Raw genomic sequence first — 21,865 nt, 5'->3', positions numbered from 1 at the left:
CAAAGCATATGAAGTCATCTATAAAGTTAAAGCGCTTTCTAATTCTATTGTTGGCCGTGGCCGCGGTTTCCTGTGCTAAAACGATTCAGCAGGACAGCAGTGGCACCTTACCGGCAGCACAACACAGCCTAACCCAATACGTTAATCCGCTGATTGGCACGGCGCCGCTCACCGATCCAAAGATCATTGGCTATACGCCTCCCAAAGACTGGCGCGTATGGGCGGGGCTGGTATACCCGGGCAGCACGCTGCCCAATGCCATGGTACAGCTGAGTCCGATCACGGAGTTCCATACCGGGGCCGGGTACGAGTATGAGGACACGGTGATCTATGGTTTCGCGCATACCAACAAAGGGCATTGGAACCTGTGCCACCTTCCCATCCTGCCTGTATCAGGCGAAGCAAACGTAAATGTCGAGTATGGGTCCCGCTTTTCACACGATTCTGAAACAGCAAAGCCCGGCTTTTATGGCGTTACGCTGCTGGATGATCAGGTGCAGGTCGATTTGACTTCTACCCTGCGTTGCGGCTATCATCAGTATAGGTATGCTGCCGGCAAAGACAGGAAAATCGTTTTCAAGCTTTCCCGATCAAACGAAAGGGTCACAGACTGGAACATGGAAAAGGTAGGGGAGACGGCTGTACAAGGTTTTCAGGAAACAGGAGACCAGACCGTATACTTCTACGGGGTGTTGAACGAAGTGATTCAGCAGCTGGATGTTCGGGGGAAGGGCACTAAAGATGGCCTGGCAGTGCTCAGCCTCCGGGATGGCGGCAGCAAGCCCGTGGAACTGAAAGTGGGCTTGTCGTTTGTGAGCACACAGAACGCAAAGCAGAACCTGGAAGCAGAAATAGGCGACAGGACCTTTGACCAGGTGCGCAGCGCCGCCTCCAATACCTGGGAAGCTTTGCTATCGAAGGTGCAGGTAACGGGCGGGACTGCGAAGCAAAAGCAGCTGTTTTATACTTCCCTCTATAGATCCATGCAGTGGCCGGCTCTGCGCAGCGACGTGAACGGGGAGTACCGTGATGTAAAAGGCAACGTCATTCGGGCAGATTTCAACTACTATACCCTTCCGTCGTTGTGGGACACGTACCGCAACAAACTGGTGCTGCTCAGTATCCTCCGGCCAAACGTAACCCGCGATGTCATCAAATCGCTGCAGGACATCGGAGACAAGACCGGCTTTATCCCTACGTTCTTTCATGGCGACCATGCCGCTGCTTTTATTGCGGGCGCGTACCAGCGGGGCATCACCGACTTTGACGTGCCTGACGTGTACCGCCTGCTGCTGCGCAATGCCACTGTAGAGGGGGGCACCCGTCCTTATATCTCGGAGTATATCCAAAAAGGCTACATCTCGACACCGCAGGTAGCAGCTCCGAATGTAGAAACAAAAGCCAAAGCCGGCGTGGCGAAAACGCTGGAATATGCTTTTGACGACTATGCTGTGGCGCAACTGGCCAAGGCGTTGCACGATACGGCCAACTACCGGGTGCTGATGACCCGCTCTCAAAACTATAAAAACGTATTTGACCCTGGCACCCGTTTTATGCGTGGCAGGCTGGAGAACGGGGAGTGGGTGCAGAACTTCAACCCCCAATACCCTTACTACGAGTACATGTATCGGGAGGCAAATGCCTGGCAGGTGTCTTTCTTCGCCCCGCAGGACATGCCCGGTCTGGTAACGCTGTATGGGGGCAAACAAGCGTTCGAATCAAAGCTGGACTCACTGTTCACGGTGCCATGGAACCCGAACTATATTGCCCGGAACGTGTCGGGTTTCATAGGCCAGTACTGCCACGGAAACCAGCCAGACCATGAAGAGCCCTTTGCCTATTATTTTGTCGATAAACCGGAGAAGTCGCAGAAAGTGATCGACAATATTCTAGAGAACTACTATGGAATCGGGGAGAAAGGCCTGGCGCTTTCCGGGATGGATGATGCGGGGGAAATGTCGGCCTGGTATGTGTTTAGCGCCGCTGGCCTGTATCCTTTTTCCGCTGCCGATGCGAAATACATCGTGACAGTGCCTGTGTTTGACCAGGTGCAATGGAAGCTGGATAACGGCAAGGTTCTCACCATAAAGAAACCTGATTCGGGACGAAAACTGACAGCGATCCAGGTGAACGGCGCGAGCCATAACGGGTACTTCATCTCACATGATCTGTTTAAGAGCGGCGGCGTAGTAGAAGTCATGACTGAGCCGAACAACTAGTAGGCAAGTATGGCTTACAGGAAATAGATGCTGCTTTCATAGTGCCAACGCAGGTAGAGGAGCTAGAGATTAGGATGTGAAAGTTGGACGTGCGATAGGAGCACATCAGGCAAGTTATGTCTTTCCGGATGTATACTTTATACTTGGTTTGATGCTGTCGTTCTGCTGTAAATATGTTATTTTCAACTATGCATACTAGAAAACCTTTATCCCGGATTCTTTTGTCCCTGGCTATGGCTTGCTGTTCGCTGCAGCAGGCAGTGGCTAAAGTGAGCCTACCAGCCGTTTTCAGTAATAACATGGTGCTGCAGCAACAGACGAATGCGCCGCTCTGGGGCATGGCCGAACCTACTAAAATCATCCGGATCACCACCTCCTGGAACAACAAAACCTACCAGACTCAGGCAGACGCGGCCGGAAACTGGAAGCTGCAGGTAAGTACGCCAACTGCCAGCGAAAAGCCAAACACCATCACCTTTGATGATGGGGAGCCGCTCACGCTTCAAAACGTGCTGATCGGGGAAGTATGGGTTTGCTCGGGGCAATCTAACATGGAGATGCCGCTGGAGGGCTGGGGAAAGATCAAGGATTACAAACAGGAAATTGCAAATTCTACCTACCCGAACATTCGCCTGCTGCAGGTAGAGAAAGCCACCAGTACGGTGCCGCTCCGGGATATGAAAGTGGAAAACGGGGGCTGGCAACCCTGCTCACCCGAAACAGTGGCTGACTTTTCGGCTGTCGCATATTTCTTTGGCCGGAACATTTACCAGAACCAGCACATTCCTATCGGTCTAATCCATACTTCCTGGGGCGGCACCATTGCCGAGGCCTGGACAAGCGGACAATCTTTAAAGCAGATGCCCGACTTTGCTCCAGCCGTAACGCAAATGGAGCAGGCCCCCAATGATCCGGCAGCGCTGATGCAACAGTACCAGCAGCAGTTGCAGGCGTGGCAGGCGCAGCTGGCAGCAAAAGATCCGGGGTATAAGCAGGACAAAGCCATTTGGGCGACCCCCAACCTGAGTGAGGCTGACTGGAAAGAAATGAAGCTGCCCGCCAACTGGGAAAATGCCGGTCTGCCCGATTTTGACGGCGTGGTATGGTTTCGGAAAAAGATAACCATTCCGGCAAGTATGGCCGGCCAAGATCTGACCCTGACACTAGGGCCGGTGGATGACGATGACATTACCTGGTTCAATGGCGTAGAAGTAGGGCAAACACAAGTCTGGGACAAGCCCCGGAGCTATACGATACCGGCCAAGCTGGTAAAAGCCGGTGAAAACATACTCTCCGTACGGGTATTTGACGGATCGGGTGGCGGCGGTATTTACGGACAGCCCGACCAGCTGAAATTAACGGCAGCAAACAACAAACCGATCGCATTAAGCGGTAACTGGCACTACAAAGTAGGCGTGAATGCCAGCGAACTTCCGGCAGCGCCGCTAGCGCCGGAAGGCCCGAACAGACCAACAGTGCTGTACAATGCCATGATTCAGCCCCTGGTTCCGTTTGCTATACGTGGCGCTATCTGGTACCAGGGCGAAAGCAATGCCAACCGGGCTTACCAGTACCAGCAACTGTTCCCGCTCTTGATAGCCGATTGGCGCAAGCAGTGGGGCCAGGGTGATTTCCCCTTCTACTTTGTGCAGCTGGCAAACTTTATGGATGAAACCAATGTGCCCGGCGAATCGGAGTGGGCAGAGCTTCGGGAGGCACAGTTGAAAACATTAACCATGCCCAACACAGGTATGGCCGTCGCGATTGACATTGGGGAGGCTGGCGATATTCATCCGAAGAACAAGCAGGAAGTGGGCCGCCGCCTGGCGCTGATCGCCCGGGCAAAGGTTTACGGCGAGGATATTCCGTATTCCGGTCCTGTTTTTCAGTCGTATAAAACAGAAGGCCATACTATCCGCCTTGCATTTCAGCACACGAAGGGCGGGTTGCAGGTGAAAGATGGCACCGAACTAAAAGGCTTTGCCATAGCGGGCGCAGACAAGCAGTTTCACTGGGCCAATGCCCGGATCGAAGGAAATGAGGTAATAGTATCAAGCCCGGAAGTCGCCGCTCCGGTAGCAGTGCGGTATGACTGGGCCAACAACCCGGTCGGTAACCTGTATAATGGTGCTGGCTTGCCTGCTTCACCATTTCGTACCGATACTTGGCCCGGCTTAACTGTAGCGAACCGCTAATGAATCAGGCTGCTGGATTAACGCTATTCGTGTAGGTAAATTTAAAGCCTTGTACCTGAATTGCCGGATAATTTTCAGGAGAGGCGCGTTCGGAGCTATTATACTTACTGTTAAAAACAAAAGGAGCAATGGCATAGCTGCCATTGCTCCTTTTGTTTTAGAATACCTGTAAAGGTAGCTTATGTAGCGCCTGCCGGAGAGGACGTCCGGCAGATGAGACCAACTCCGGCTGCACGTCGCGTTACCGCGTGCGCACTTTATGGCCATAGGCCGCGAAATACCAGATAAACAGGTAGCAGGGCACCATGATCCAGTAAGCTTCCTGGGAGTTAAAAAGGTCGGTCAGGTGGCCATACACGAGCGGCAGAATAGCGCCACCGGCAATGCCCATGATCAAAAGCGAAGAGCCGATCTTGGTAAAACGGCCCAGATCGGCAATGGCCAGCGGCCAGATGGCGGGCCACATAATAGCATTGGCTAAGCCCAGCAGCGAAATAAACAGCACCGAAGTATAGCCGTCAGTGAACAGGGCCACCAGCACGAACGCAACCCCCAGCAGCGCCGAGATCTGCAGGGCTTTATCCTGGCTTATCAGCTTAGGCATGGTTGCGATACCAATGAGATAGCCTACGATCATGGCAATTAAAGTATAGGTGGTAAAGTACGTTGCATCTGCCAGAGCAATGCCCTGCGAAGCGCCATAGCTGATTACGGTATCACCCGCCATCACCTCTACGCCCACATACAGGAACATAGTAAGTACCCCCAGCACCAGGTGCGGAAACTGAAAGACACTTGTCTTGGATGAGTTCGCGCTGGCCACACTTTCATCTTCCTGGTCGGTATCTATCTCCGGCAGCGAAGAAAAGTAGATCAGTACGGCCAGCAGCACCAGCACGCCAGCCATGATCATGTACGGTGTGATCACCCTCGAGGCCAGCGCATTGAGTTCTGCCACGCGTTGCGCCGCATCCATTGTTTTGAGTTGCTGTACCAGGGCATCGGCATCGCTGAGGATAACGGCACCCAGGATGATAGGAGCCAGGGCACCTGCCACTTTGTTACAGATACCCATGATGCTGATGCGCCGGGCCGCACTCTCGCGTGGGCCAAGAATGGTAGCATAGGGGTTTACGGCTGTTTGCAGCACTGCCAGGCCAGTACCGATAATGAACTGGGCCAACAGAAATACGCCATAAGTGCGCGACATGGCCGCCGGAATAAAGACCAGTGCTCCCACGGCCATCACCAGCAAGCCCACCGACATGCCTTTCTTGAATCCGGTCGCTTTCAAAACCCAGGCAGAGGGAATCGCCATAACCAGGTACGAGATATAAAAAGAGGTCGCAACAAGGTAAGAGGCAAAGTTATTCAGTTCACAGGCAATCTTTAAGTATGGGATCAAAACCGAGTTGAGCCAGGTAACGAAGCCAAAAATGAAGAAAAGTGCGCCAATAATAACCATCGAACGCATATACCCGCTGTCGTGCGTGTCCTGCGTCACTTCAGATCTAGGAATGGTGGTGTTCTGTGCCATAAGTGTGTGTAACAAGATTGTCAGATAAAGCTAAAGCAGATAGCCTCTCAAAATAGGCAGTATAATCGAGAAAAAGAATTTCCCATACTTCTATTTGCTGCAATTTTCTCAAGTCAGGCCCTATAGTACCTGTTTGCACAAGCAGGCGCAAGGCAAATCGGAGAGCCCAGCCAGAAGTATAAGTATAAGTATAAGTATAAGTATAAGTATAAGTATAAGTATAAGTATAAGTATAAGTATAAGTAGGCAGAAACGCGTACGCCTCTCCGGCTGGGGAGAGGCGTACGCGTAAAACGGGGAAGAAGGAGCGTATTATCCTACTCCGTTGCTGTCGCCCTGTTTGGTATCGTCGTTGCGGATGGTCTTTTTGCGGCGCGGCTTGCGCTGGTCCATCTTTCCGAAGCGGTAATCCAGCGTCACGCGCATGCCGCGGTTATAGTTGTTGATGCGGATGTGCTGCTCGTAGGCGCGGGGGTTTTGAGATGTTTCCGCCGCATACACGTCATTTTTCATGCGCATGTTGGCCCGAAACGGGTTATCAAGTCCCACGCTGATGCCGCCTTTCTTATCAAACAGCTCTTTCTTAAACGCCAGCGTATGGTAGGAGAAGGAGGCGAAGCTGCCTTGCAACTGAAGCCGCCGCGAGTTGAAGCCACCGTTGAATTGGGCGCTGAAGCCCTTGCCGAAGTCGTAGGAGCTGTTTAAATTGATGTTGTACATCCAGCCGCTGTTGGCGTAGTCCTGGCTGTGCAGGTCTACGAAGTAAACGTTGGCACTGCCGCCCACGGTAAGGGCGTTGGTAGGCTTGGTGTTGCCGAAGAGGCTGATGCCGTAGGTCTTGTTCTTCGCGATGTTAGCGAAGGTGATCACCGTGGTGCTGTCCTCCAGGTACGGCATCGTTTCGATGGCGTTGTCGGTCTGGCGCATGTACAAGCTGGCGCTGATGGACGTGGTCTTGAAATAAGTGCTGTAGCCCAACTCATACAGGTTGGTCAGCTCCGCGTCGAGGTTCGGGTTGCCCTGCACGGCCGTGTTGGAGGTCTGCTGTTGCCGGAACGGGTTGAGGTAAAACAGCGACGGCCGCTGGATGCGCTGCGTGAAGTTGGCCTTAAACGTATGCTTGTCTTTTAGCGAATAAGAGAAGGCTATACTTGGGATGAAGTTGCCGTAGCTGTCGGAGAACCGCTGGTTGTCGGAAACCAGGTCGGCGCTGATGTCAGTATACTCGTAGCGGCCGCCCAGCTTTACATTCAGCTTTTTCTTCAGCATAAAGCCATAGGTCAGGTACGAGGCGTACACGTCCTGCCCGTAGTCGAACACAGTTCTGCTGTCGCTCATCAGCGTCTGATCGGATAACAGCATACGGCGCAGGCCGTCGCTCTCCACATCCCTGAAAATCGATTTCGCCCCAACCTCCAGCGTGGTGTTGTTTTCAAACGGGTGCGTGTAATCCACCTGAAAAGTCAGCTCATTGTTGCTGCCATCGTTGGTGTTGCGCTGCAGCAGGAACGGTTCCTCGCCTGCGTTATACCTGTCCTGGAAGTTCTTCGTTTTGGTGTCGGTGGTGGAGTACTGCGACAGGAACGTGAGCTCCTGCTGCGGCCTGGCAAACTGGTGCGTGAAGTCGAGGTTGTAGTCCACACCCTGGCGCTGGTTGCGGTTGTGGATGTCGTTTAGGAAGTCGTTTTTCTCCTCGCCGCCCACCAGGTCAAACGATCGCTGGTCGTTCTGCATCTTAAAAGTACCGCCGTTCAGGCGCACGCTGCCCGACAGGCTGTTTTTAGGCGTAATGTCATAGTCGAAGCCGAGTTGACTGTTACGGAACATGCCGTTAATCTCGGTGTTGCCGCTCTGGTAGCTGGCGCTGTCCAGGGCAGGCACCAGGATGGTGTTGGTCATGTCGCCGTGGTTGTAGAACATGTTAGCCCCGAAGTTGGCGTTTACGCCGAACTTGCCGCGGCGCACGCTCAGGCTGGCGTTGCCGTTACTGGAGCGCGTGCCCGCCGTGAGCGAGGCCGATCCGTTTACGCCCTGCAGACCCTCTTTTTTGGTGATGATGTTGATGATGCCCGCCGTTCCCTCCGCGTCATACTTGGCCGATGGGCTCGTGATCACCTCCACCGATTTAATCATGTCGGCCGGGATCTGTTTCAGCGCGTCGGCCACGCTGCCCGCTATAATAGACGAGGGCTTGTTGTTGATAAGGATGCGCACGTTGCCGCTGCCGCGCAGCTGCACGTTGCCGTCGGTGTCTAGGGAGAGGGCGGGCACTTTCTGCAGCACGTCGGCCGCGTTGCCACCGGCATTGGTGATGTCTTTCTCTGCATTATATACGGTGCGGTCTATCTTCTCTTCTACTAGTGGTTTTTCGCCGGTTACTACCACTTCACTAAGCTTTTTGGCATCGGAGACAAGCGTAATGGTGCCTACTGTTACCTCCGCATTATCCGTCGCAACACGGACATGCTCTACTTTCTGCAACTGATACCCCAGAAACGAAACCTGGAGGTTATACTCGCCGGCGGCTATTTTACTGATGGTAAACCGCCCTTTGTCATCGGCCATCGTGCCATCTACCGGTTTGCCGGTGCTCAGGCTGATCAGGGCCACGGTGGCAAATTCTACCGGTTGTTTGGTTGCCGCATCCAGTACTATGCCGGATATTTTGGCGTTGCCGCGTGGGGCAGTAGTGCCGGGTATGGCTTGGTGTTGCTGCGGATTACCCGGGGTGCCAGCAGGAGCCTGGGCGTGTACCACAGCGGTGCTCAACCCCAGCAGGGCCAGCAGAAAACTTTTTTTCATAGAGTTAGCGATTGTTCGATTTGCGTGATGATCGGGTACGTTTTTAGCCATACTTGCTGCACGGAGCGTGCGGGTTTATACTTTACAGAAAACAAAGTAAAGCGGCTGGAAGGAACTGCTAAAATAGATTATACCAACACGATGCTTTTCCATATAAAGAGGCACAGGAACCCGATCAGCTGTGGGGCTTTGTTGCTGGTTGTGAGTTGCGCCGGGGCAATCCGCAAACGAACAGCAGTGGTGGAACTATTTCGCGCGGCAAAACCTTTTTTCACCAGGTCGGTCAGACCTACTACTGAAAAAAATTAACATCTATGAGGATACTTGTTGATTTCTTTTCTATTTTTGTAACGAATACTATTGCTAACCGCAAGAAATTTATAGACGAAGAGGCGAGAGAACAGGCTCTATGACCCTCTGGCAACCATCCGCTTGGAAAGGTGCCAAGTCCTGCCCAACAAACAAAGGGGAAATATAAATTACAACATCATGAACGAACAAAACAGTACTTTACGCTTCGGAACACCTTTTTCCTTTCACCGTTTTTCCGCTGCTACTGCCGCATCTTACCTGATGCCCTGCTGTTGTTGTTGCTGTTGCTCCTGTTAAGGATTTCCCATCCGTTAACAGCCCTGGCCAAAGCGCCACGCTAACTCCCTATTGTAACATACTGGCTCCTGCGCCTGCTGCGCTTCATTGCCGCAGGCATAGCATCCATATCAAGTTAGCCTGCTGATCCATTACCTCACAAGGCCGTTTAACCGGCTATGTTTTACTCATAATACTTTATCGCTGTAGCGGCATTCCCAGGTTTCGGAATCTCTAGTAGATTTATAGGTTTTATAGAAATTGAAAAGCCGCTTAACTTAAAACAGAACATGCAAAGTTTCAGATCAGAAATAGAGAACCCGATTGTCGAGAAAGATATCATCGACCTGGAGAAAAAGATTCGCCTCTACCGCGAGGGTAAAATGCAGGAAGACAAGTTTAAGAGCCTGCGCCTGGCACGTGGCGTGTATGGCCAGCGGCAGCTGGGTGTGCAGATGGTGCGTATCAAGCTGCCTTTTGGCAGAGTAACCACACAGCAGCTGCTGCGCATTGCGGCAATTTCTGATGAATACTCTACCGGCAACCTGCACCTGACCACGCGCCAGGACATTCAGATACATTTTGTGAGCTTAGACAGGACGCCGGAACTTTGGGCCAAGCTGCAGGAGGATGATATAACGCTGCGGGAAGCCTGCGGCAATACGGTGCGCAACGTCACGGCCTCTCCTGAAGCTGGTATTGACCCGAAGGAGCCGTTTGATGTGTCACCGTATGCGGATGCGACCTTCCGTTATTTCCTGCGCAACCCCATTTGCCAGGAAATGGGCCGCAAGTTCAAGATCTCCTTCTCCTCCAGCGATTCCGATACGGCCATGTCCTACATGCACGACCTGGGCTTTATTGCAAAGGTGCAGGAAGAGAATGGCGTACCTGTGCGGGGCTTTAAAGTGATGATTGGCGGTGGGTTGGGTGCCCAGCCGGCGCTGGCGCACACAGCGTACGAGTTCCTGCCCGAAGACAAAGTCATTCCGTTTATTGAAGGCGTAATACGCGTTTTTGACCGCTATGGCGAGCGCAACAACCGCAACAAAGCCCGTTTTAAGTACCTGATCGGGAAGATAGGCTTAGAGGAAGTGATGCGCCTGGTAAACGAAGAGTACAAGGCTCTCAAGTCGCACGTGTTTGAGATTGATAAAGAAGTTTCCTTTACTCCATCTATTCCGGAAGCAAGCGAGATCCCTGATTTTATAGTGGAGGATACTGACAAGTATAACCAGTGGCTGCAAACAAATGTGTTCCAGCAGAAGCAGGAGGGCTACTATGGCATTTACATAAAAGTACAGATCGGCGACATCAGCAGTGATACGGCACGTGCGCTGGTACCGCTGGTGCGCGGTTTTGCGGCGGATGAGATCAGGGTAACACAAGGTCAGAACCTGCTGCTCAAGTATGTGCGTGCGGAAGCGCTGCCGTATGTGTTCTCCGAGCTAGATGCCCTGGGGCTGGCGGAGCCCGGCTTTAACAGTGTGGGGGATATCACCACCTGTCCCGGTACCGACACTTGTAACCTGGGCATTTCGAACAGCATGACCACCGCCAAGGTGCTGGAAAGCGTGATTGTACAGGAGTATCCCGAATTGCTTTTCAATACCGACATCAAAATAAAAATAAGCGGGTGTATGAACTCCTGCGGCCAGCATGGCCTGGCAAACCTCGGCTTCCACGGGTCTTCGCTGAAGAGCGGTAAAAATGTAGTGCCAGCGCTGCAGGTGCTGCTGGGCGGTGGTACCGTGGTAAACGGCGAAGGCCGCATTGCACAAAAAGTGCTGAAAGTGCCCAGTAAGCGGGGCCCGGAAGTGATGCGCTATGTCATTAACGATTACCAGGCCAACAAGCTGGAGAACGAGCGCTTTAACGAGTACTTCGACCGGAATGGCAAAGATTACTTTTACCAGATGCTGAAGCCATTGGCCGACCTGACCAGCTTAACGGCAGATGAGCTGATCGACTGGGGGCACCAGGAGGCGTTCTCCACTGCCATCGGCGTGGGCGAGTGCGCCGGCGTGATGATCGACCTGGTCGCTACGCTGCTATATGAATCGGACGAGAAATTGGAGTGGGCAGCAGAAGCATTGGCGGACAAGCGCTTTGCAGATGCCATTTACTATGCCTACGGCGCCTACATCAGCACTGCCAAAGCGCTGTTGCTCGATAAGGATGTGAAGTGTAATACCCAGGCCGGTATCATCCAAGACTTTGACACGCATTTTGTAGCAGAAGGCCTGTTTGATTTTAAGCCGGACTTTAAAACAGAGGTGTTGCAGCTTAACCAGCACGAGCCGGACGAGGCTTTTGCTAACCAGTATATCAGCAAAGCCCTGCTGTTTCTGCAGGAGGCGACCAGTTACCGGCAGCAGCAGCGCACCCAGTCAGCCTTAACGGCGGCAAAATAATTCGCTTACCAGAAGGGAAGCATACCGCAGGCAATGGTTGCAGTATGCGCTCCTTCACAATGAAACTGAAATGGCATCAAGAAGAAAAGAAATAAAGGACGACACAAAAGCTTCGGTACAAGCAACGGCTCCAGTACAGCCCCGCATAACCCTGGTAGGCGCCGGCCCAGGCGATCCGGACCTGATCAGCCTGAAAGGCGTAAAGGCGCTGCAGCAGGCTGATGTAGTGCTGTATGATGCGCTCGTAAGCCCGGAACTGCTGCAGCATGCGCCAGCGGCAGCCCTGAAAATATGCGTAGGCAAGCGCGCCGGAAAGCATAGCTACAAACAAAGTGAGATCAACAGCCTGCTCGTAAACTTTGCCCAAACGCACGGCCATGTGGTGCGCCTGAAAGGGGGCGACTCGTTTGTGTTTGGCCGCGGCTACGAAGAGCTGGCCTATGCCGACAAGTATAACATTGCTACGGAGGTAGTGCCGGGAATTTCCAGCAGCATTGCCGTGCCGGAGTTGCAGCAGATTCCGCTGACGATACGGGGCGTAAATGAAAGCTTTTGGGTGATTACGGGCACTACCAGCTCTGGCGAGATCTCCGAAGATATTCGGCTGGCAGCACAATCCAGTGCCAGTGTGATCATCCTGATGGGTTTGAGCAAACTGGCGCAGATCGCGGAAATCTATACTTCGGCGGGCCGTGCTGATTTACCGGTAGCCGTGATACAGAACGGCTCATTGCCCAACGAGAAGATCGCCATTGGCAATATCCACAACATTGTAGAGCGCGTGGAGACGAACCAGGTGGGTGCGCCTGCTATCATCGTGGTGGGCGAGGTGGTGGCTTACCATCCGTCGCTGCGCTATACGTTGGATTTCAATCTGAAAGCCCAGCAGCGTGTCGCAGTCTAAAGACAAGTATAACGAGGCCATACCCGTGCCTGCAGCCGGAGCAGAAGTTTCTGTAGCAGGTGCTGCCGCGCCGGTGCTAAACCCGCTGTTCCCCATCTTCTTAAAGCTGGAGGAACTACAAACCTTAGTTGTGGGCGGTGGCGCGGTGGGCCTGGAGAAGCTGACCGCCATCCTGCGCAACAGCCCGCAGGCAACTGTTACGCTGGTAGCCCCTGAAATTCTGCCAGAGATTTATGTGCTGGCGCAGGCGCATGTCGGCCTCACACTCCTGCACCGTGAGTTCAGGGAAGAGGACCTGGCAGGCAAGGACATCGCGTTGGTAGCGACAGATGATGCGGTGCTGAACCGCGCCATCCGTGACCTGGCCAAATCGCGTAAGATACTGACGAACGTAGCTGACACGCCAACGCAATGCGATTTTTACCTCGGCTCCATTGTGCAGCGGGGAAGCCTGAAGCTGGCGATCTCTACCAACGGCAAATCACCGACAGTAGCCAAACGCATCAAAGAAGTGCTGAACGAGGCCCTGCCCGACGAGCTGGAGCAGGTGTTAAATAATCTAACAAAAATTCGTGCGCAGCTCACCGGAGATTTCGCCTCTAAAGTAAAGCGGCTGAACGAAGTAACCGAGGTGCTTGTAAGCCCTGTACCTAAGAAAGTTGCCCGATTTAGCCCCCGGTTGGTGCTGGTGATGCTGGCAGCGGCACTTGCTTTTATGGTGATGGGCCATTTGCTGTTCAGCTATGTGCCGGTGGCTGATTTTGTGCAGTATGTAAGCGGGCAGCTGAACGCCGGTATCTTGCTGTATGTGCTGGCAGGCTTTGTCGCCGCGCTGATCGACGGCGCGCTGGGTATGGCGTACGGCGTAAGCGCCACCACGTTTCTGCTGAGCCTGGGCCTGACACCTTTGGTGGCCAGCGCCAGTGTGCATGCCTCTGAGATCTTTACCTCCGGTGCCTCAGGCCTGATGCACCGCAAACTGGGTAACGTAAACGGCAAGCTCCTGCGTACGCTGGTGCTGCCGGGCATGTGTGGTGCAGTTTTCGGTGCGGTGCTGCTCTACAACCTCGGCGAATTCCTACACCTGGTCAAACCATTTGTGGCGTGCTATACGCTGGTGCTGGGTATCCTGATCCTTCGGAAGACTATGCGCAAGCGCACCAAAAAGCAGCCGATGAAACGGGTGGGCGTTTTGGCGGGCGTTGGTGGTTTTTTAGATGCCATTGGCGGCGGCGGCTGGGGCCCAATTGTTACTTCCACGCTTATTGCCAAAGGGCGGCATCCGCTTTATACAATTGGCTCCTCAAACATGGCCAAATTCTTTGTTTCATTCGCCAGCTCTGCTACCTTTATCTCGCTGGCTGGCATCTCGCACTGGCAAGTAATTCTCGGGCTGGTGCTTGGTGGCATGGTCTCAGCACCCATTGGGGCAATGCTCTCCCGTAAGCTGCCGATAAAAACAACTATGCTGATTGTGGGCTGCGTGGTAATTGCTGCCAGCCTCCGCCTGATCATCATGGCTTTATTATAACAGCAATCTTAGTGCCTCCCTACTGTCGTATATGAACTGCAAGGTGCGCTAAAAACGACGCAAAGCCCGCTCTGAGCAGGGGCTTTGCGTATTGTAATGCAGGATACCGGACTTTCCGTTTCCTGCATTCAGTTATTTAAAATTAAGGTTTTCAAAATTTAGAAACGTGTCTGATAAAGAAACAAATGCCATCCGGATACAGGCAAAACGCTCACAAAACCGCGAACATTCTGTGCCCCTATACTTAACCTCCAGTTTTGTATTTGATGATGCAGAACAGGCGAGGGCCGTCTTTGCCGAAGAAGAAGCAGGCAATGTATACTCCCGTTATGCCAACCCGAACGTAGATGAGTTCATCGAGAAAGTATGTTACCTGGAGCACGCCGAAGCTGGCTTTGCCTTTGCCTCTGGTATGGGCGCTATCTTCGCCAGTTTAGCGGCACTGCTCCAATCCGGCGACCATGTGCTGTCGTGCCGCGCCGTGTTCGGTTCTACGCACCAGCTGCTCAACAATATCCTGGCCAAGTGGGGCATTACGTATTCGTATGCCGATGCCAGCAAACCCGAAGAGTGGGAGGGGCTGATCACGCCCGCCACTAAGCTTATACTGATTGAAACTCCTTCCAACCCGGGCCTGGAACTGATCGATCTGGAGTGGCTGGGAGAGCTGAAGCGGAAGCATAATTTAATACTGGTGGTAGACAACTGCTTTGCCACGCCTGTCCTGCAAACGCCTATGGATTACGGGGCTGATGTAGTGGTACATTCGGCTACTAAATACTTCGACGGGCAGGGGCGTGTGCTGGGAGGCATTGCGGTAGGCAGCAAAGCGCTGATAGCGGAGATCCGTTACTTTTCGCGTCACACCGGACCGGCCATGTCGGCGTTTAATGCCTGGATACTTTCCAAGAGTCTGGAGACACTGGCGTTGCGCGTAGAGAAGCACTGCGAAAATGCGCTGAAGCTGGCACAGACGCTGGAGGGAAATCCTGCCCTGGAAGTGGTGCGCTACCCGTTTCTGCCGTCGTTTCCGCAGTATGAACTGGCTAAAAAGCAAATGCGGCAGGGGGGAGGCATCATCACCATTACTGTAAAAGGTGGCTACGAAGCGGCGAAGCAGTTTATCGATAACCTGCAGCTGGTAAGCATCAGTGCCAATCTCGGCGACACCCGCACCATCGTAACGCATCCGGCCTCCACCACGCACTCAAAGCTAACGGAAGAAGAACGCCAGGCTACCGGTATCACACCCGGCTTGGTTCGTGTTTCCGTGGGACTAGAAAGTATAAACGATATCATCGAAGACATTACGCAGGCCCTGGAGAAAGTAGAAGGATAAAACGCTGCAATGTCTTTTGAGGCACCGCTACTAACGTATAAAAGCCTTTTGCGCCTGTAATACTTGAACAGCTTAGGCCGGGTTCACCTCAAAAGAGTGCGTGATGGTGGCTGTTTTATCAAGTATAGCTGCTACCGAGCAGTACTTATCCAGCGACAGGTTGATGGCTTTGCGTACTTTCTCCGCATCCAGCGGGCCGCCAAGTATAAAATGGATATGGATAGTTTTAAAAACAGATGGCTCTTTGCCTTCTGCCCGTTCGGCATCTACTTTAATGTTAAACGCATCAATCTGCTGGCGTTGTTTCTTCAGGATCTGAATGATGTCGATAGCGCTGCAGCCGCCCAGGCCCATCAGCAGGAGCTCCATCGGGCGGGCACCGGCATTATGGCCGCCTATCTGCGGCGAGCCGTCTATGTTGATGGCGACATTGGCGGAACCTGTCGCCTGAAAATGGTAATCCTGGTCTACACGTGTTAAGTTTACCTGCATATGTTTTTACAAAAGATGTTAGACAAAAGACGAAAGACCGGTTCTCGTGCAGTATTTCCTATATTGCTCTTTCGGACTTCCTGGTCTGAAAGCATTTGTCCGGGATTTCCTAATCTCCGTGTTGCTGCTAACGCGGATTAGGAAATGCGCTGCAGTATAGGTTCCGCATTAAGAACTCCGGAACAGCATGAGCAATCTCTCTTTCCAAAGGTATAAAAGTATAATCCCACGAACAACACTGTGGCTGCCGTGGGATTACTTGTAAGCTTCTTCGGATGCGGCTAAATCATATAGTTCAGCTCGCTCTCGTGTGTAACGGCGGCCACCATGCCAGCTCCAACAGTAGAGAACGAGGTTTCGTCGATCAGGATAAAGCCACCGTTCGCGCGGTTGTCGGCATACTTGTCCAGCAGCAGGGGCGTGGCTGTTTTGATCTGTACACGGCAAATATCATTCAGCTGTACCTGCTCCACGTCCTCCAGGTAGTCCAGCGAATTGACGTCCACTTTATACTGTATTTGCCGGATTACGGCGCGGGTTTCGGTTACGTTGTGGCGAAGCAGCAGTTTGGCACCAGCCTTTAGCGGCTTGGTGTTCATCCAGCATACCAACGCCTCAAACTCTTTGGTCACATCCAGGTCTTCGCCCTCCTTTACCAGTACATCGCCCCGGCTAATATCTACTGCATCCTCCAATTGCAGTACCACCGACATCGGTGCAAAAGCTTCCTCCAGTTCTTTGCCGCCCAATTCTACTGATTTGATAGTCGAGGTCTGTCCGGAAGGCAGCACACTAATCTTATCGCCTTTGCGGTAAGTGCCGCTGATGATCTTGCCGGCATAGCCGCGGTAGTCGTGGTGCTCGTGCGTATGCGGCCGGATCACGTATTGCACCGGGAAGCGGGCATCCTCTAAATTGAAATCCTGCGATACGGGCACCTGCTCCAGGTGCTCCAGAAGGCTGGGGCCACTATACCACGGCATTTTTTCGGAGCGGTCTACAATGTTATCGCCCTTGAGTGCACTGACAGGTATAAACGTGATATCTTTCGACGTCAGCTTCTTGGAAAACTGCCGGTAATCTTCTACGATCTTGTTGTATACCGCTTCGTCAAAATCGACAAGGTCCATTTTGTTGATGCAGATCACCAGGTGCGGAATGCCCAGCAAGGAAGAGATGATAGAATGGCGGCGCGTTTGTTCCTGCACGCCCTTGCGCGCATCTACCAGGATAATGGACAGGTTGGAGTTGGATGCACCCGTTACCATGTTGCGGGTATACTGAATGTGGCCCGGCGCATCGGCAATGATGAACTTGCGGCGGGGCGTATTGAAATACTTGTAGGCCACATCAATCGTAATGCCCTGCTCGCGCTCGGCTTTCAGGCCGTCTGTCAGCAGCGAGAGGTCTACTTCGCCGTCTTCGTTCACGCGGCCGGAGCTTTCAATAGCCTCTAACTGGTCCAGATAAATCTGCTTGGTGTCGTAAAGCAGCCGGCCAATCAGGGTGCTTTTGCCGTCGTCTACACTGCCTGCTGTTATAAATCGTAATATATCCATCTTAAAAATAGCCTCCTTTCTTGCGGTCTTCCATCGCTGTCTCCGACAGTTTGTCGTCGATGCGGGTGGCGCCTCGCTCACTTATTTTGGACTCCAGAATTTCGGCAATCACGCCGTCAATGTCGAACGCAACAGATTCCACTGCGGCGGTGCAGGTCATGTCGCCTACGGTGCGGAAGCGTACCTGCTTTTTCACTACCACATCTTCCGGCTCGCGGTAAATAAAGTCAGACCAGGCCATCAGTTTGCCGTCGCGCACCAGGCACTCGCGCTCGTGGGTATAGTAGATGTTAGGCAGGGCGATCTTCTCGCGCTTGATATAATTCCACACGTCTAGCTCTGTCCAGTTAGAGATAGGAAAGGCGCGTACGTTTTCGCCCATGCCAATGCGGCCGTTGTAGATGTTCCACAACTCGGGGCGCTGGCGCTTGGGGTCCCACTGGCCAAACTCGTCGCGCACGGAAAAAATGCGCTCCTTGGCGCGGGCTTTCTCTTCGTCGCGGCGGGCACCGCCAATGCAGGCATCAAAGCCAAACTCTTCAATCGTTTCGAGCAACGTATACGTCTGCAGGCCGTTGCGGCTGGCATAGCGGCCGGTCGGCTCCGACAGGTTCTGCTTTTTGATCGTATCCTCCACGTGGCGCACGATCAGCTTTTCGCCCAGGCGCTCCGCCAGCTCATCGCGGTAGCGGATGGCCTCCGGAAAGTTATGGCCGGTATCGATGTGCACCAGCGGGAAAGGGAACTTGCCCGGCCGGAAAGCTTTTTCAGCTAGCCGAACCAACGTGATCGAATCTTTACCACCCGAAAAGAGCAGCGCCGGCTTCTGGAACTGCCCCGCTACCTCGCGCATGATGTGGATGGCTTCTGCCTCCAACTGGTCGAGGTAATCAAGATACTGCTTACTCATATTTTAATTGTTCAATTGCTGTATTGGTCAATAGTTAAATGGCTGAATGGTTAAATTGATCTTTGAAGGAAACTTAAATTCCCGGTCAAACCAACTAGAAGATCTATACAGCCATTAACTCTCTAACCCTTTAACTTTTTAACTCCTTAGCTTACCTCGCGTGCAGGCCGCATTCTTTCTTGGAGTTGTCCTCCCACCACCAGCGGCCGGCTCTGAAATCTTCGCCCTCACGAATAGCGCGGGTACAGGGGGCGCAGCCGATACTTACAAAGCCTTTGTCGTGCAGGGAATTGTAAGGAATGTGATGCGCTTTGATCTCCGCTCGCACGTCATCCAGCGTCCAGTTTAGCAGTGGATTATACTTGATCACTTTGAAGTTATCATCCCACTCCAGCAGTTGCAGGCTCTGGCGGTTGTCCGACTGGTCGGCCCGGATGCCGGTCACCCATACTTCCACGCCTTGCAAAGCACGTTTCAGCGGCTCCACCTTGCGGATAAAGCAGCACTCTTTGCGGTTCGCCAGCGATTCGTAAAAGCTGATCGGCCCTTTGGTATTGAGCAGTTGCTCTACCGCTTCGTGCTTCGGAAAGTATACTTCTATCTTTTTGCCGTAGCGCTCGTTGGTGCGGTTCAGCAGGCTGTATGTTTCGTTGAAAAGCCGACCGGTGTCCAGCGTAAAAACGCGCACCGGCAGCTCCTGTTCAAAGATATAATGCGTGAGCACCTGGTCTTCGATGCCCAAGCTGGAAGAGAAGGCGATCGTGTCTGCAAACTCTGTAGCCAGGTACCGTAAGCCCGCTGCTGCCGAAAGACCTTGCAGGTCGGCCAGCAAAGCCGGGATTCTGGTTTCTAAAGCAAGTAATTGGCTCATCTATGGAATAAATTAAAATGCTGAAAATTATACTTCCGGATGCAAGGCTAGTATGGGTTATGAATTTCTTCAGGAAAGTGGCGTCGCAGCAGGGCGGCGCTGCCCTCACACAGCTGTGCTATAACCTGGTGCCGCATCGGGAGGGCCCAGGTAAGTTATCCGAAGGTGTGCTGCACTGGCCGATCAGCACATACAACAGCAACAACAGCATTGCTGCTGTGCGCGCAGGTAATGTACCGGAAAAGATAGCAAAGAGGCGGTAGCCGTATGTGTGTGACTACCCGAGACTGATGGCGATGTGTTGGAGGTAATTTGCATTGCGTATAAAATTTATATGTCCCGGCAAATCCGGGCTAGGATGTGGCACCTTCCCGCCAAGGTGGTTGCCAGAGGGTCCGGGAGCCTAGTCTCTCGCCTCTTCTTTATAAATTTCTTTAGACGTTAACGTGTCCTTGTACTCTGTGAAATACAAAGGTACAAGTTTTTACGATTCATCCCATACAGAAGGCATAAAAATATATAAACTCTATATGGCTGCTAGGGATTATACGTTAAGTAGGTGCTAATAAGTTCGGCAGGCGCTGGAATCCAGCTACTAAAGCGGCATCAGGCGGCCAGCCGCGTCACGTATTTTACCAGCGAACGCTTGGCAATGGGCAGCAGCGACTGCTCTAAAGGGACAGGAATTTTTGAGATGGCAACAAAGGTGGCCGGGTTAGGCAACTCCAGGCGCTCGCGCAAGAGTTGCACCTTCAGGTGCTCATGTGTAAGCGCCAGACCGCGGCGCACCGTCTGCAGGAGCTCAGTATTAATACCCCGGTATTTTTCGTAGGTATTCTCAAATACGGTGATGCGGTACACGTATACCTGGGTTTCCTTGCCCGGAAATGCCTCCAGGAACAGGTAGCCTTCGTTGCGGTACATCGGGGTGATCCCAACCGGGCTGATCTCGAGGTGGCGCTCCACAAAGTCGTACAGTTCCTTGCCTGTTTCCAGGATGTTGTTGAAAAGGGGGGCGGCAAACTGGATGATCTCTTCGATCTGCTGCATGGTTTCATCATCCTGCACGATCTTTTCATATACCAGCTCCAGCTTTTCAAAGTCGGCGCGGCTGATGCGCTGCGGAAAAGCTTCGTATACCAGCTGCTTGTGCTCTTTTACCTGCAGCAGGTTACGGTAATGCATAATCAGGTCCGAAAAGATAGGGTAGAGGCGCTGCTTGCCAAACTCATTCCGGGCAGCCTGCAGGTAGGCCAGCAGCAAATACTTTTTATACTCAAAATCAATGAGCCCTTCGGTAAGCCAGTTGACGGGGAGGGTGTTCATAGTCCTTCAACTTTAAAGATTATATTGGTAGTATAACGACGAGCAGTTGGTGCCTGTTGAGTGTAGGTGAAAAAAATTAGGCGCTGGAAAAAGAAAAGTTGCTGGTGCCTTTCCACACGGTGCGGCAAGGGTAACAGCTAAGATGCGTTAAACGGGAAGCTGAATAATTCGAGTATTTGTATTTATATGTTTTTAAACTATATTGAGGGGCAGACAACCAACTGATGGAGGTCTAATGTTATTTGATATATTGAGATTTCAGAGATTTAAAGTATAAAGTTACGAGCGAGACGGATACGTGCTTACGCTAGTTGTGATTTGATTTCAGAGATTTAAAGTATAAAGTTGTTCCCAGCAGCGAGGCAGTGAGTAGAGTGTTGTGATTTGATTTCAGAGATTTAAAGTATAAAGTACAGCATTTCGGCACCCCTGCATGGCATGAGTTGTGATTTGATTTCAGAGATTTAAAGTATAAAGTCTTCGGTACTATTGCCAGTCATGAGAGCTTGTTGTGATTTGATTTCAGAGATTTAAAGTATAAAGTAGTGAAAAACACATAACCACACCTATACCAGTTGTGATTTGATTTCAGAGATTTAAAGTATAAAGTCTCGCGGCGGAACTGGTTGTAGAACTCCACGCGTTGTGATTTGATTTCAGAGATTTAAAGTATAAAGTTGCCGGCAGGTGCGATTCTCCACACTATGCGTTGTGATTTGATTTCAGAGATTTAAAGTATAAAGTGCGATGGTATCGCCCTAACGACCTGTTTCGGTTGTGATTTGATTTCAGAGATTTAAAGTATAAAGTCTGCTGCGCAACTTCGTGGAGTTCGAGCAGTTGTGATTTGATTTCAGAGATTTAAAGTATAAAGTTATAAAGTGCTTCAATGATGATGAGGTATTGTTGTGATTTGATTTCAGAGATTTAAAGTATAAAGTGGTGGTGGGTGCCGTTGCCCTTGTAGAAGTGTTGTGATTTGATTTCAGAGATTTAAAGTATAAAGTTTTCATCTTCAGTACAGAAGACGAGGCCAAGTTGTGATTTGATTTCAGAGATTTAAAGTATAAAGTAAGCCCAAAAGATTCCAGAGCGTGCAGAAGTTGTGATTTGATTTCAGAGATTTAAAGTATAAAGTCATCACGACCACGGACCCGACAGCCACCGAGTTGTGATTT

16 protein-coding genes, 1 pseudogene, 1 CRISPR repeat array and 2 riboswitches are annotated in these 21,865 nt (G+C 52.0%); of the genes and pseudogenes, 9 read left to right on the top strand and 8 right to left on the bottom strand.

Annotated features, from left to right (window positions below; translation table 11 throughout):
• Window positions 1–8 precede the first annotated feature (8 nt).
• The gene (locus ABDW72_RS18585; protein WP_347160111.1) at window positions 9–2,219 is read left to right on the top strand and encodes a GH92 family glycosyl hydrolase; all 2,211 of its coding nucleotides are present in this window, start codon (window positions 9–11) and stop codon (window positions 2,217–2,219) included.
• Between the two features lie 233 nt (window positions 2,220–2,452).
• The gene (locus ABDW72_RS18580; protein WP_347160110.1) at window positions 2,453–4,414 is read left to right on the top strand and encodes a sialate O-acetylesterase; all 1,962 of its coding nucleotides are present in this window, start codon (window positions 2,453–2,455) and stop codon (window positions 4,412–4,414) included.
• Between the two features lie 241 nt (window positions 4,415–4,655).
• On the opposite strand, the gene ABDW72_RS18575 is transcribed toward ABDW72_RS18580, so the two are convergent.
• Complete coding sequence (locus ABDW72_RS18575; RefSeq protein WP_347160109.1) at window positions 4,656–5,951, bottom strand: sugar MFS transporter; 1,296 nt, start codon at window positions 5,949–5,951, stop codon at window positions 4,656–4,658.
• Between the two features lie 133 nt (window positions 5,952–6,084).
• On the opposite strand from ABDW72_RS18575, the gene ABDW72_RS18570 reads away from it, so the two are divergent.
• Complete coding sequence (locus ABDW72_RS18570) at window positions 6,085–6,243, top strand: hypothetical protein (RefSeq protein WP_347160108.1); 159 nt, start codon at window positions 6,085–6,087, stop codon at window positions 6,241–6,243.
• 20 nt (window positions 6,244–6,263) lie between these two features.
• On the opposite strand, the gene ABDW72_RS18565 is transcribed toward ABDW72_RS18570, so the two are convergent.
• Both ABDW72_RS18565 and ABDW72_RS18560 read right to left on the bottom strand, forming a co-directional pair.
• Window positions 6,264–8,753, bottom strand: a complete 2,490-nt coding sequence (locus ABDW72_RS18565) for a TonB-dependent receptor (protein ID WP_347160107.1) — start codon at window positions 8,751–8,753, stop codon at window positions 6,264–6,266.
• Between the two features lie 128 nt (window positions 8,754–8,881).
• Window positions 8,882–9,028 (bottom strand): hypothetical protein, encoded by a 147-nt coding sequence (locus ABDW72_RS18560; protein ID WP_347160106.1) that lies wholly within the window; start codon window positions 9,026–9,028, stop codon window positions 8,882–8,884.
• A gap of 100 nt (window positions 9,029–9,128) precedes the next feature.
• A riboswitch (SAM riboswitch) is annotated at window positions 9,129–9,234 on the top strand.
• Between the two features lie 397 nt (window positions 9,235–9,631).
• Here ABDW72_RS18560 and ABDW72_RS18555 point away from each other — a divergent pair.
• The 5 genes and pseudogenes from ABDW72_RS18555 to ABDW72_RS18540 all read left to right on the top strand — a co-directional run bounded on the left by ABDW72_RS18555 (window position 9,632) and on the right by ABDW72_RS18540 (window position 15,529).
• The gene (locus ABDW72_RS18555) at window positions 9,632–11,755 is read left to right on the top strand and encodes a nitrite reductase (protein WP_347160105.1); all 2,124 of its coding nucleotides are present in this window, start codon (window positions 9,632–9,634) and stop codon (window positions 11,753–11,755) included.
• Between the two features lie 70 nt (window positions 11,756–11,825).
• On the top strand, window positions 11,826–12,659 hold the full coding sequence (gene cobA / locus ABDW72_RS18550; RefSeq protein WP_347160104.1) for a uroporphyrinogen-III C-methyltransferase: 834 nt from the start codon (window positions 11,826–11,828) through the stop codon (window positions 12,657–12,659).
• A gap of 73 nt (window positions 12,660–12,732) precedes the next feature.
• Window positions 12,733–13,296, top strand: a pseudogene (locus ABDW72_RS20400) (precorrin-2 dehydrogenase/sirohydrochlorin ferrochelatase family protein); the annotation flags it as partial.
• A 54-nt stretch (window positions 13,297–13,350) separates the two neighbouring features.
• A complete protein-coding gene (locus ABDW72_RS20395; protein ID WP_430438166.1) occupies window positions 13,351–14,190 on the top strand; it encodes a sulfite exporter TauE/SafE family protein in 840 nt (279 codons plus the stop codon).
• A 166-nt stretch (window positions 14,191–14,356) separates the two neighbouring features.
• Window positions 14,357–15,529, top strand: a complete 1,173-nt coding sequence (locus ABDW72_RS18540; protein ID WP_347160102.1) for a trans-sulfuration enzyme family protein — start codon at window positions 14,357–14,359, stop codon at window positions 15,527–15,529.
• Between the two features lie 72 nt (window positions 15,530–15,601).
• On the opposite strand, the gene ABDW72_RS18535 is transcribed toward ABDW72_RS18540, so the two are convergent.
• From ABDW72_RS18535 to ABDW72_RS18520, 4 genes are all read right to left on the bottom strand, one after another.
• The gene (locus ABDW72_RS18535) at window positions 15,602–16,021 is read right to left on the bottom strand and encodes an OsmC family protein (protein WP_347160101.1); all 420 of its coding nucleotides are present in this window, start codon (window positions 16,019–16,021) and stop codon (window positions 15,602–15,604) included.
• A gap of 281 nt (window positions 16,022–16,302) precedes the next feature.
• Window positions 16,303–17,580, bottom strand: a complete 1,278-nt coding sequence (locus ABDW72_RS18530; RefSeq protein WP_347160100.1) for a sulfate adenylyltransferase subunit 1 — start codon at window positions 17,578–17,580, stop codon at window positions 16,303–16,305.
• A gap of 1 nt (window position 17,581) precedes the next feature.
• Window positions 17,582–18,490, bottom strand: coding sequence for a sulfate adenylyltransferase subunit CysD (gene cysD, locus ABDW72_RS18525; RefSeq protein WP_347160099.1), 909 nt, complete (start codon window positions 18,488–18,490; stop codon window positions 17,582–17,584).
• A 151-nt stretch (window positions 18,491–18,641) separates the two neighbouring features.
• Window positions 18,642–19,361 carry a phosphoadenylyl-sulfate reductase gene (locus ABDW72_RS18520; protein WP_347160098.1) on the bottom strand — a complete coding sequence of 240 codons (720 nt, stop codon included), beginning with the start codon at window positions 19,359–19,361 and terminating at the stop codon, window positions 18,642–18,644.
• A gap of 17 nt (window positions 19,362–19,378) precedes the next feature.
• On the opposite strand from ABDW72_RS18520, the gene ABDW72_RS18515 reads away from it, so the two are divergent.
• A complete protein-coding gene (locus tag ABDW72_RS18515) occupies window positions 19,379–19,624 on the top strand; it encodes a hypothetical protein (RefSeq protein ID WP_347160097.1) in 246 nt (81 codons plus the stop codon).
• Between the two features lie 64 nt (window positions 19,625–19,688).
• Window positions 19,689–19,792: riboswitch (SAM riboswitch) on the bottom strand.
• Window positions 19,793–19,967: 175 nt separating this feature from the next.
• Here ABDW72_RS18515 and ABDW72_RS18510 read toward each other — a convergent pair.
• Window positions 19,968–20,687, bottom strand: coding sequence for a hypothetical protein (locus ABDW72_RS18510; RefSeq protein WP_347160096.1), 720 nt, complete (start codon window positions 20,685–20,687; stop codon window positions 19,968–19,970).
• A 244-nt stretch (window positions 20,688–20,931) separates the two neighbouring features.
• Window positions 20,932–21,825: direct repeats of the CRISPR family, unit length 36 nt; unit sequence GTTGTGATTTGATTTCAGAGATTTAAAGTATAAAGT.
• Window positions 21,826–21,865 lie beyond the last annotated feature (40 nt).

The sequence above is a fragment of the Pontibacter chitinilyticus genome (assembly GCF_039748935.1).
GTDB classification, from domain to species: domain Bacteria; phylum Bacteroidota; class Bacteroidia; order Cytophagales; family Hymenobacteraceae; genus Pontibacter; species Pontibacter chitinilyticus.
This window is presented reverse-complemented; position numbering and strand designations above follow the sequence as displayed.